The 11,146-nt window shown below is 65.0% G+C and carries 9 protein-coding genes; 2 read left to right on the top strand and 7 right to left on the bottom strand.

Annotated elements, in window-relative coordinates:
- Positions 1-196 precede the first annotated feature (196 nt).
- Both ACNQPL_RS26415 and ACNQPL_RS26410 read right to left on the bottom strand, forming a co-directional pair.
- Entirely contained in the window at positions 197-1,351 is a 1,155-nt protein-coding gene (locus tag ACNQPL_RS26415) for a cysteine desulfurase family protein (protein WP_416468364.1), read from the bottom strand.
- Between the two features lie 324 nt (positions 1,352-1,675).
- Entirely contained in the window at positions 1,676-2,602 is a 927-nt protein-coding gene (locus ACNQPL_RS26410; RefSeq protein WP_346612384.1) for a LysR family transcriptional regulator, read from the bottom strand.
- Positions 2,603-2,741: 139 nt separating this feature from the next.
- On the opposite strand from ACNQPL_RS26410, the gene ACNQPL_RS26405 reads away from it, so the two are divergent.
- Positions 2,742-3,971 carry an acyl-CoA dehydrogenase gene (locus tag ACNQPL_RS26405; RefSeq protein WP_416468363.1) on the top strand — a complete coding sequence of 410 codons (1,230 nt, stop codon included), beginning with the start codon at positions 2,742-2,744 and terminating at the stop codon, positions 3,969-3,971.
- Between the two features lie 48 nt (positions 3,972-4,019).
- Here the strand turns inward: ACNQPL_RS26405 and ACNQPL_RS26400 are convergent, their stop codons facing one another.
- The 3 genes from ACNQPL_RS26400 to ACNQPL_RS26390 form a co-directional block, all read right to left on the bottom strand.
- Positions 4,020-5,084 carry a TerC family protein gene (locus tag ACNQPL_RS26400; protein WP_346612386.1) on the bottom strand — a complete coding sequence of 355 codons (1,065 nt, stop codon included), beginning with the start codon at positions 5,082-5,084 and terminating at the stop codon, positions 4,020-4,022.
- Between the two features lie 220 nt (positions 5,085-5,304).
- A complete protein-coding gene (locus tag ACNQPL_RS26395) occupies positions 5,305-6,612 on the bottom strand; it encodes a substrate-binding domain-containing protein (protein ID WP_416468362.1) in 1,308 nt (435 codons plus the stop codon).
- Positions 6,613-6,678: 66 nt separating this feature from the next.
- Entirely contained in the window at positions 6,679-7,773 is a 1,095-nt protein-coding gene (locus ACNQPL_RS26390) for a tartrate dehydrogenase (RefSeq protein WP_416468361.1), read from the bottom strand.
- Positions 7,774-7,867: 94 nt separating this feature from the next.
- Here ACNQPL_RS26390 and ACNQPL_RS26385 point away from each other — a divergent pair, with 94 nt between their 5' ends.
- Positions 7,868-8,782: a LysR family transcriptional regulator gene (locus tag ACNQPL_RS26385; RefSeq protein ID WP_416468360.1), complete on the top strand. Its 915-nt coding sequence runs from the start codon at positions 7,868-7,870 to the stop codon at positions 8,780-8,782.
- 30 nt (positions 8,783-8,812) lie between these two features.
- On the opposite strand, the gene mrdA is transcribed toward ACNQPL_RS26385, so the two are convergent.
- Together mrdA and ACNQPL_RS26375 are read right to left on the bottom strand one after the other, a co-directional pair.
- Positions 8,813-10,705, bottom strand: coding sequence for a penicillin-binding protein 2 (gene mrdA, locus ACNQPL_RS26380; RefSeq protein ID WP_416468359.1), 1,893 nt, complete (start codon positions 10,703-10,705; stop codon positions 8,813-8,815).
- A gap of 228 nt (positions 10,706-10,933) precedes the next feature.
- Positions 10,934-11,146 (bottom strand): hypothetical protein (locus tag ACNQPL_RS26375; protein WP_416468358.1); only part of this gene is annotated, 213 nt, incomplete at its 5' end.

Genomic DNA, 11,146 nt, shown 5'->3' with positions numbered 1-11,146 from the left:
AGGCGGACAACCATGGCCTGACTGGAACGGCGCGTTGCAACAAATGTAGGAGCGGGCTTGCCCGCGATGCGCCGCGCGGGCGGCGCTCGATCTCAAGGGCGCTGAAGATCTCAAGGCAAGCGCTTCGCGAAGAGCCCCGCGATGCGCCGCTCGGTTCCCAACCCGCTGAACCTCTAACGGCGAACCGCCCAAAATGTCACCACAACGCCACAGAACCCGCCGCCACCACCCGCCCGAACACCTCGATGGCTTTCTCCACCTCGGCCTGCTGGGTAAACCGCCCGATACTCACCCGCACACTCTTGCGTGCCCGCTGTTCATCCAGCCCCAACGCCAGCAGCACATGCGACGCTGCATTGCTCGCCGAGTTGCAGGCCGAGGTGGTCGACAGCGCCAGCTCGCTGGCCAACGCCGCGCTGTTGAAGCCTGGAGCCTCGATGCACAGGTTGAGCGTATGCGGAATGCGCTGAGTCGCGCAGCCATTGAGGCTTACCCCAGGCAGCGCCAGCAGCCCGTCGCGCAGGCGCTTGGCGAGCTGCTCGATGCGCTGGTGCTCGCTGTCGCCAGGCTGGCCGGCGAGGGCGAAGGCAGTGCCCATGCCGACAATCTGATGGGTCGCCAGGGTGCCGGAGCGCAGCCCGCGCTCATGGCCACCACCGTGAATCTGCGCGCGCATCAGCCCGCGTGCACGTGGCCCGACGAACAACGCGCCGATGCCTTTCGGGCCATACACCTTGTGCGCCGAGAATGACATCAGGTCGACCGCCATCGCTTGCAGGTCGATGGCCAGCTTGCCCACCGCCTGGGCGGCATCCACGTGCAACAGGGCCCCGTGGGCCCGCACGCGCTGGCCAATGGCGGCGAAATCGGTGACGGCCCCCAGTTCATTGTTCACGGCCATCAGCGACACCAGGCGGGTATCGGCGCGCAGGGCTGCCTGCACGTCATAGGGCTGAATCAGCCCGCCGGCATCCGGCGCCAGGCGGGTTACTGCCCAGCCCTGGCGCTCCAGCTCGTTGACGGTATCGAGCACGGCCTTGTGCTCCAGTTGGCTGGTGATCAGGTGGCCCGGCTGGCCGAGGCCCTGGGCAATGCCTTTGAGGGCGAGGTTGTTGGACTCCGTGGCGCCCGATGTCCACACCAGTTCATCGGCACTTGCAGCGATGCGCTCGGCTACTTGCTGGCGGGCCTGCTCGACGGCGTCACGGGCACTCTGGCCATAGGCGTGGCCCATCGAGGCGGGGTTGCCGAAATTCACTTGGCGGCCCAGGCAGGTCAGCATGGTTTCGATGACGCGGTCATCTACCGGGGTGGTGGCGGCGTAGTCGAAATAGAGTGGGGCACTGGGCATGGTGGGCGGGTCCTTGGCTGTGGCCGTGAGGGTCGGCGGTCGTTGCAGCAAGGGTACCGGTGGCGGTGAAGAAGGTTTTGCTCTTTTGTTTGCGCTAGTTGGCGTTGGCGGAGAAAAATATTCTCCACTTACTGCGGATCTTAGAATTAGTTTTACGGCATGGGCTTTTCGCAAGCCCACGCGACGTAGCGGTTACTCCACGGACGCACGCGCGCGGTGGCGCGGCTTCCTGATGCGATGGGGGATGAGCTGTCGACGGTAGCATGGGGCCTGGGTGCAGGCGGATAGTACGGGTGTGCTAGCGGCACCTGGCTGTGAGGGGCTTTACGCCGGCTCCAGCGCCCGTTCCTCCTCGGCCACCACCCGTTCGCACAGCTCGATGATCTGCTCGCGCATCCAGCGGTTGGCCGGGTCCTGGTCGGTGCTTTCGTGCCAATACAGGTGCGTCTCCAGCGCGGGCACGTCCACCGGCAGCGGCTGGTAGCGCAACTGATGGCGGCGGGCGAAGCGCTCCGGCACGGTCATCACCATGTCGGTCTGTTGCAGCACCTGCGAGGCCATCAGGTAATGCTGCGAACGCAGCGCGACCTTGCGTTGCACGCCCATCTTGCCCAGCGCCAGGTCGACGTAGCCCAGCCCGTTGCGCCGGCTGGAAATATGGATATGGGTCATGCTCAGGTAGTTGTCGAGGGTCAGTTTGGCGTCCGCCAGCGGGTGGCCCTGGCGCAGGGCGCAGACGTAGCGGTCCTGCATCAGCTTGACGTGGCGCACCTGTGGGTCGGTGTTCAACGGCGCGTCCACGGCAAAGTCCAGGCGCCCGGCGGCCAGCTCCTTGGTGGTCTCGCGGCGCTTGCACAGGAAGCTCTCGATCAGCACCGCGGGTGCCAGGCGGCGCAAGCGTTGGAACAGCGGCGGCAGGATCACCGCCTCGGTGAGGTCGGTCATGCTGATGCGGAAGGTCTTGTTGGCTTGCTGCGGGTTGAAGATGCGGCTTTCCTGCACCGACGTGCGCAGCAGCGCCAAGGCGTTGCGCACCGGGCCGATGATGTTTTGCGCCATGGGCGTAGGCACCATGCCTTGGGCGGTGCGCACGAACAGCGGGTCGTTGAAGGTTTCGCGCAAGCGCGACAGCGCGTTGGACACCGCCGGCTGGGTGATGCCGACGATCTGCCCGGCGCGGGTCAGGTTGGCTTCGGTGTAAATCGCATCGAAGACAATGAACAGGTTGAGGTCGACCTTGCTGAGGTTCATGGGCGCCGCTCTTTGTTGGAATTATGGCCCGATCATATATCGGTTATGAATGTTAATACACGCGGAAAATAGACTAGGTAGATCGAGGTGCGCTGCTCTAGGCTCTGCCCATGTACTTCGAACCGTGAAGGTAGCCCCGATGGATTTCGCCTATTCGCCCAAGGTCCAGGCACTGCGCGAGCGCGTCACCGCGTTCATGGATGCCCATGTCTATCCCGCCGAACCGGTGTTCGAGCGCCAGGTTGCCGAAGGCGACCGCTGGCAGCCCACCGCAATCATGGAAGAACTCAAGGCCAAGGCACGCGCCGAGGGCCTGTGGAACCTGTTTCTGCCCGAGTCGGAATACGGCGCTGGCCTGAGCAACCTGGAGTACGCGCCGCTGGCCGAGATCATGGGCCGCTCGTTACTGGGGCCCGAGCCGTTCAACTGCTCGGCGCCGGACACCGGCAACATGGAAGTGCTGGTGCGCTATGGCAGCGAGGCGCAGAAGCGCCAGTGGCTGGAACCGCTGCTGCGCGGCGAGATTCGCTCGGCCTTCGCCATGACCGAACCGGACGTGGCCTCCTCGGACGCCACCAACATGGCCGCCACGGCCGTGCGTGACGGTGACGAATGGGTGATCAATGGCCGCAAGTGGTGGACCTCCGGCGCCTGTGACCCGCGCTGCAAGGTGATGATCTTCATGGGCCTGTCCGACCCAGAAGGCCCGCGCCACCAGCAACACTCGATGGTGCTGGTGCCGACCGATGCACCTGGGGTGAAGATCGTCCGGCCCTTGCCCGTGTTCGGCTACGATGATGCTCCCCATGGCCACGCCGAAGTGTTGTTCGAAAACGTGCGCGTGCCCTACGACAACGTGCTCCTCGGCGAGGGGCGCGGCTTCGAAATCGCCCAGGGGCGCCTCGGCCCAGGCCGCATTCACCACTGCATGCGCTCGGTAGGCATGGCTGAACGTGCGCTGGAGCTGATGTGCAAACGCGCCGTTGCGCGCACCGCGTTTGGCCGGCCGCTGGCGCGACTGGGCGGCAACGTCGACAAGATCGCCGACTCGCGCATGGAAATCGACATGGCCCGGCTGCTGACCCTGAAGGCGGCCTACATGATGGACACGGTTGGCAACAAGGTCGCGCGCAGCGAGATCGCACAGATCAAGGTAGTGGCGCCGAATGTGGCGCTGAAGGTGATCGACCGGGCTATCCAGATTCATGGTGGGGCAGGGGTGAGCGGCGATTTCCCGCTGGCGTACATGTATGCCATGCAGCGCACCTTACGCTTGGCCGATGGCCCGGATGAAGTGCACCGGGCGGCGATAGGCAAGTATGAAATTGGCAAGTATGTGCCGGCGGATATGTTGCGTAGCGGGCGGTAAGCCCTCGCGCGAGCCCGTGGTCCTGCGCCACTGGGCTCGTGCCGCCACTCAGACCCGCAACTGCGGGTCTTCCTCCTTTTCAGCGCCCTTGCTTTCACCAGCAGCCACCTGCTCGTGTTGAGCTTCACTCGGCGCAGGCTTCTCTCCCCGCGTCTTGATCAGGGACACCACCACCCCACCCAGCAACAACCCGAACGTCACCCCCAGCGACAGCAACGCGGGCACCTTGCCCACCATGCCGTGGTAGAAAATCTTGCAGCCAATGAAGATCAGCACCAGTGCCAGGGCATACTTGAGGTAAACGAACCGGTGCATCAACGCCGACAAGGCAAAGTACAGCGACCGCAGCCCCAGAATGGCGAAGATGTTCGAGGTGTATACGATGAACGGATCCTGGGTAATGGCGAAGATCGCCGGCACGCTGTCGACCGCGAACACCAGGTCAGCCAATTCGATCAGCACCAGCGCCAGGAACAGTGGCGTAGCGTAGCGCAACGCCTTGCTCTGGCCCGGCGGGGTAAGGCGCACGAAGAAATGCGAGCCGTGTATCTGGTCGGTCACGCGCATGTGCCGCTTGACGAACTTCAACACCGGGTTGTTGGCCAGGTCGACATGGCTGTCCTCTTTGGACAACGCCATCTTCACCCCGGTAAACAGCAGGAACGCGCCGAAGATGTACAACACCCATTCGAAGTTCTGCACCAGCGTCGCACCCACGCCTATCATGATCGCGCGCAGCAGCACCACGCCCAGGATGCCCCAGAACAACACGCGGTGCTGGTAGCGGCGGGGGATGGAGAAGAAACCGAAGATCATGGCCATGACGAATACGTTGTCCATCGACAACGATTGCTCGACCAGAAAGCCCGTATAGAACTCCAGCGCCGACTGCGCACCCAGCTCGAACCAGACCCACGCGCCAAACAGCACGCCCACGCTGAAATAGCCTGAATACAGCAGCAGGCTCTCGCGCATTTCGATTTCACGGTCCTGGCGGTGCAGCACACCCAGGTCAAGCACCAGCAGGCCGACGACAATGGCCATGAACACCAGCCACAACCAGGTGCTGGTGCCGAGAAAAGGTGTGGTGAGGAATGTCTGTAGAGCTGTCATGAGCCCCTCCTGAGTTGTCGACGTTGCATGGCAACAGTGATCCGACATGGCGGCGCAGTAGCCGTCAGAGGGGCCCGGTATCACATGGGCTTGAGCCTAGACCCATTTCCCGGTGATGCCGAATGGCGCGCTGTTACAAAACTTTGCTCAGGCATACCCCTGTTGCGCCGGATGAGTAACTGTTGAATACCCGCTGCCATGCCAACAGCTGCCTGGGCAATCAGTACACCCACACCTCCACCCGGCGATTGCGCAAGCGCCCTTGCTCCCGCTCATTACCCGCCACAGGCAGTTCATCGCCCAAGCCCGTCACCTCCAGCACTTCGACGCCGTCGCGCGCCAGCTCGCGGCGTACTGCCTGGGCTCGCAGGCGCGAGAGCAGGGCGGCGCGGCCGGGTGTTTCCTTAGGGTCGCCAAACCCCACCAGCACTGCCTTGCTCTGCAGCTTGCCGGCCTGGCGCAGGTACGCGGCCACCCGATGCACATCGCGCAGGGCCTTGTTGTCGAGGCTGGCGCTGCCTGCCTGAAAGCGAAAGTTCACGCTCAGGCGCTGCGCTTGCTGTGCCAGGTTGCGATAGCGCGGCGGCATGTCGGCCTGCGCCGGCACCGCAAGGGCTTTGACCTGCTGTGACACGAACCCCTGTTCGGCGACGATGGCCTGGCCGGCCGGGCTTTGGGCGAACTCGGCCAATGCCTTGGCCTGGGGCTTGGCATTGGCGGGCAGATAGAAGTACAGCCGGCGTGACAGTGGGTAGTCTTCGCTGGCCACCATCGGCCGCTCCGGGAGCATGGCCGGGGCATCGCCTTCGGCAACGGCCAGCACCTTGGCCCCGTGCACGGCAGCCAGGCTGCTGAAGCCGATGGCCTGGCGGTCGGCGCCGACCCGTTCGGCCAGCGCGTCGCTCGACTCGAAGCGCTGGGCCCAGGCGGCCAGTTCACCATGGTTGGGTTCCAGCACCAGGGCCTTGAACGTTTCGAAGGTGCCGGAGCGGTCGTCACGGGCATACAGGTGAATCGCGCCTCCTGCTACGCCCAGCTGTTCCCAGCGCTGGATCTGCCCAGAAAAGACCTGCGCCAGTTGCGCGGTGGTCAGCTGCGGCAACGGGTTGTCGGGGTGGACGATCACCGCCACGCCGTCCAGCCCGATAACCTGCTCGGCGTTGGCCGCACGCAGGTCGCCCAGTGCCTTGAGCTGATGCACTTCGGCATCGGTGATGGGGCGGGAAGCGGCGGCCAGGTCGGCCTCGCCACGGCCCAGTGCGCTGAAGCCGGTGCTCGACCCGTGCGCCGCGATGTCGATGCGCAATGCCTGGCCGTGGGCATCGCGGGCATCGATCACGGTTTCGTTGGCTGCGGCGCCGGGCCGTTGCTCGATGGCTGTGGCCTGTTGCGCCCGCAATTGCCCCTGCACCAGCGCAGGCACCAGGGCCGCGCCGATGGTGTTGGAGCCTTGCACACGCAGGTGCAGGGGCTCGGCCACGGCCGCAACGGGGAGCAGGGGAAGCAGCAAGAGCAGCAGGCGGAGCATGCCGGGCGACCTTTGGCATAGAGTTGCCCGGCAGATTACGACGGTAGCGTGACCGAAATGTGACGGTCAGGCAGCGCCCAGTGCGTCGACGATCGCTTGGCCGACGGCCTGCGTCGAGCGGCTGCCGCCCATGTCGGGGGTGGTTTCACCTTTGCCGATAACGGCCTCGATGGCCCGCAGAATGTCATCGTGCGCTACCTGGTAGCGGGCATCGGGCGCGGCTTTGCCGAGGAACTCGAGCATCATCGCACCGGACCAGATCATGCCGATCGGGTTGGCGATGTGCTTGCCAGCGATGTCCGGTGCCGAGCCGTGCACCGGCTCGAACAGCGACGGGAACCTGCGCGAGGGGTTGAGGTTGGCCGACGGCGCAATGCCAATGGTGCCGGTGCAGGCGGGCCCCAGGTCGGAAAGGATGTCACCGAACAGGTTCGACGCCACCACCACGTCGAAGCGCTCCGGCTGCAGCACGAAACGTGCACAGAGGATGTCGATGTGCTGCTTGTCCCAGCTGATCTCGGGGTAGTGCTGCGCCATGGCCGCAGTGCGCTCGTCCCAGTAGGGCATGCTCACAGCCATGCCGTTGGACTTGGTGGCCGAGGTCACATGCCGGCGGGGGCGGCTCTGGGCGAGTTCGAAGGCATATTCAAGGATGCGGTCGACGCCGCGGCGGGTGAACACCGATTCCTGCAGGACGATTTCGTTGTCGGTGCCTTCGAACATGCGCCCGCCCAGGGACGAGTACTCCCCTTCGGTGTTCTCCCGCACCACCACAAAATCAATGTCGCCCGGCTGTTTGCCGGCCAGCGGGCAGGGTACGCCCGGGAACAGGCGCACCGGGCGGATGTTCACGTACTGGTCGAAGTCGCGGCGAAACTTCAGCAGCGAGCCCCACAGGGAAATATGGTCGGGCACCTTGTCCGGCCAGCCGACCGCGCCAAAGTACAGCGCGTCGAAGCCCTTGAGCTGCTCGAACCAGTCGTCCGGCATCATCTTGCCGTGGGCCAGGTAATAGTCGCAGCTGGCCCACTCGAAATATTCGAACGCGAGGTCCAGGCCGTGCTTGCGCGCGGCTGCCTCAAGCACGCGAATGCCTTCGGGGAGCACTTCGTTGCCGATGCCGTCACCGGGGATGGCGGCAATCTTGAATGTCTTGTTCATGGTGCACCTAGTGGCTGGGAGCAGAAGTGGTCCATGCTATAAGGTGGCTGTTTAGAGATAATCCCCAAAACCATGGATTCTTAGTGTACGTATCGTGAACAATCTACCGAGCCTCGACGACCTTGATATCTTCCTTCAGGTGGCCCGCCGCGCCAGCTTCGCGGCGGTGGCCGAGGCGCGCGGCATGTCGGCCGCGTTCGTCAGCAAGCGCATTCGCCAGCTCGAAGCGGACCTGGGCGTGCGCCTGCTGCACCGCACCACCCGGCGGGTGACGGTGAGCGAGGAGGGCGAGCGGGTCTATCAATGGGCGCAGCAGATGTTCGATGCGTTGCAGCGCATGGGTGATGAGCTTGATGCAGGCCAGCGCGAGCCGGCCGGGCAGTTGCGCATCGCCAGCAGCCTGGGCCTGGGTCGGCGCCTCGTGGCGCCGGCGTTGTCGGAGCTTGCGGCGCGTTACCCACGGCTGGATATTCGCCTGGATGTGCATGACCGCCTGGTGGACCTGGCCACCGAGGGCATCGACCTGGATATTCGCGTGGGCGATACCCTTGCGCCAAACCTGATCGCCAAGCGCCTTGCCCGCAACCGCCGGGTGCTGTGTGCGTCGCCTGACTACCTGGCCCGGCGCGGTACGCCAAAGACGTTGGCCGACCTGGCCGGCCATGATTGCCTGGTGATCAAGGAGCGGGATCACCCGTTCGGCCTGTGGCACCTGCAGGGGCCGGCCGGCGAGGAGAGTGTGCGGGTGACCGGCGCGCTGTCGAGCAACCATGGTGAGGTGGTGCACCAGTGGTGCCTGGACGGGCATGGGATCGTGCTGCGCTCGTGGTGGGATGTGCACGACAGCCTGGACGATGGCCGGCTGGTTCGGGTGCTGGAGGGGTATCAGCAGGCGGCGGACATCTGGGCGGTGTACACCGCACCGTTGGCCGGCTCGGCCAAGGTGCGGGTGGCGGTCGAGTTTTTTCGGCAGTATTTTGCCGACCGCTACCAGTTGCCGGGGGATTGATCAGGCTGGGGGCTTCAGGTGGCATCAGCGTCAGGTGTGCGGCACCTGCTTGGGCGCTGCACCCCCGGCATACTGCGGTTTCAGGTGCCCCTGCTCATCCAGCAGGTAGGCATCCATCACCTCGCGCACCACCGGCCCCGCCACACGGCCACCGGCCTCGCCGTTCTCGATCATCACCGCCACCACCACGCTGGGATGGTCGGCGGGGGCGAAGCCGACGAACAGGGCGTTGTCGCGGTGGCGTTCGAGGGTCTTGTTGCGGTTGTAGCGCTCACCCTGCTTGATCGCCACCACCTGCGCCGTGCCGCTTTTGCCGGCGATGCGGTACTGGGCGCCGGCGGCGGAGGCGCGGGCGATGCCGCGCGGGTCGTGCATGACCATCTGCATGCCCTGGCTGACCTGGTCCCAGGCACGCCGGTCGTGCAGCACAATGTCTGGCATCGGGTTGGGGTCGACCGGGGTCTCGCCGCCCACGGTCATGGCCAGGTGCGGGCGGTGCCACACGCCCTTGCTGGCCAGCAGGCTGGTGGCCTGGGCCAGCTGCAGCGGGGTCACCTGCATGTAGCCCTGGCCGATGCCGAGGATCAGCGTCTCGCCAGGGAACCACGCCTGGCGGCGGGTGGCGCGCTTCCACTGGGCCGACGGCATCAGCCCGGCCGCCTCTTCGTTCATGTCCAGCGAGACCTTCTGGCCGAGGCCGAATTCGGCCATGTAGTCGTGCAGGCGGTCGATGCCGAGCTTGTGCGCCAGGTCGTAGAAGTAGGTGTCGTTGGAACGCATGATGGCGGTGTACATGTCCACCCAGCCGTCGCCGCTGCGGTTCCAGTTGCGGTACTTGTGGTCGTAGTTGGGCAGCTCGTAGTAGCCGGGGTCGAACACCCGGTTGCCGGGCGTGATCACACCGCTGTCGAGGCCGGCGATGGCCACCTCCGGCTTGACCGTCGAACCCGGCGCATACAGCCCGCGCAGCACGCGGTTGAACAGCGGCCGGTCGATCGAGTCGCGCAGGGCCGCGTACTGCTTGAAGCTGATGCCCTTGACGAACAGGTTGGGGTCGAAGCTGGGGTTGCTGACCATTGCCAGCACGTCGCCGTTGGCGGGGTCGAGCACCACCACCGAACCGCGGCGGTCGCCCAGGGCTTTTTCGGCGGCCACCTGCAGGTGGCTGTCGATGCTCAGGATGATGTCCTTGCCCGGGATCGGGTCCCGGTGGTTGAGCACCCGCATCACCCGGCCCTGGGCGTTGGTCTCGACTTCTTCGTAGCCGACATGGCCGTGCAGCTGGGCTTCATAGAAGTGCTCGATGCCGGTCTTGCCGATCGACTGGGTGCCGCGGTATTCGGTGCTGTCGAGGGTCTTGGCTTCTTTCTCGTTGATGCGCCCGACGTAGCCGACCGAGTGGGCGAAGTGTTCGGCCAAGGGGTATTCGCGAATGAACTGCGGCTCTACCTCCAGGCCCGGCAGGCGGAACTGGTTGACCGCCACCAGGGCAATCTGCTCTTCAGTCAGGCCGACCATCAGGGTGACTGGCTCGAACGGTTTGCGGCCGCGACGCAGGTCCTTGTCGAACTGCTTGCGGTCGTCCTCGCCCAGGCTCAGGATTTGCGCCAGGTTATCGAGCACTTTGGCCGGGTCGCCTGCGCGTTCGCGGGTCATGGTCAGGTCGAAGCTGGGCTTGTTGTCGGCCAGCACCACGCCATTGCGGTCGTAGATCAAGCCGCGCTCGGGGGCGATGGGCAGCACATGCACGCGGTTGTTTTCCGACACCGCGGACTGCTGGTCGTGTTGCAGCACCTGCAGCACGTAAAGCCGGCCGATCAGGACGGCAACCAGGCTGAAGACCAGGGCCGCGCAGGCGAGCAGCCGGCGGTTGACCAGGCTCTTTTCCTTTTCGTGGTCCTTGAGGGGGATCGGTTGGGGCATGGGCGATGGTGTGTTGGCTGAACGCGAAACCTGTGGGAGCCGGCTTGCCGGCAAATACGCCAGGCCAGCCAACATGGATGTAGACGAGTGCTACGCACCCGAATCGCCGGCAAGCCGGCTCCCACAAGCATGCGGGGCGGCGATGCTACGCGGGCTGGCGCCTGCTCTCAAGGCAAACACCAGCGCCTGCGCCGCCGGGGTCGGCGCTTCGGCCCGCCGTCAGGGCGTTCACGGCCACATGAAGATTTGTTCATGTACCTTCAGAAACGCCCACGGGTTGCGCGGCTCGCCTTGGGGTGCAAGTCGTGCGAGTTGCGGTGTGGCGTATATCGAGCGCCGCCCGCGCGGCGCATCGCGGGCAAGCCCGCTCCTACATTTGTTGCAACGTGCCATGGCCTGTGAGGCCATAGTTGCCAGCCTTGTTGGCATGACGCGATTTTT

Origin of the sequence: Pseudomonas sp. LFS044, assembly GCF_047978245.1 — a bacterium.
Lineage (GTDB): Bacteria > Pseudomonadota > Gammaproteobacteria > Pseudomonadales > Pseudomonadaceae > Aquipseudomonas.
The sequence above is the reverse complement of the archived record's forward strand: the minus strand, read 5'-3'. Positions and strand labels throughout refer to the sequence as shown.

Bases quoted from the DNA above. Each gene is read 5' to 3' on its own strand.
- ACNQPL_RS26415 (WP_416468364.1), bottom strand. From the start codon at position 1,351: ATGCCCAGTGCCCCACTCTATTTCGACTACGCCGCCACCACCCCGGTA.
- ACNQPL_RS26400 (WP_346612386.1), bottom strand. From the start codon at position 5,084: ATGACAGCTCTACAGACATTCCTCACCACACCTTTTCTCGGCACCAGC.
- ACNQPL_RS26390 (WP_416468361.1), bottom strand. From the start codon at position 7,773: ATGAACAAGACATTCAAGATTGCCGCCATCCCCGGTGACGGCATCGGC.
- mrdA (WP_416468359.1), bottom strand. From the start codon at position 10,705: ATGCCCCAACCGATCCCCCTCAAGGACCACGAAAAGGAAAAGAGCCTG.
- ACNQPL_RS26405 (WP_416468363.1), top strand. From the start codon at position 2,742: ATGGATTTCGCCTATTCGCCCAAGGTCCAGGCACTGCGCGAGCGCGTC.
- ACNQPL_RS26410 (WP_346612384.1), bottom strand. From the start codon at position 2,602: ATGAACCTCAGCAAGGTCGACCTCAACCTGTTCATTGTCTTCGATGCG.
- ACNQPL_RS26395 (WP_416468362.1), bottom strand. From the start codon at position 6,612: ATGCTCCGCCTGCTGCTCTTGCTGCTTCCCCTGCTCCCCGTTGCGGCC.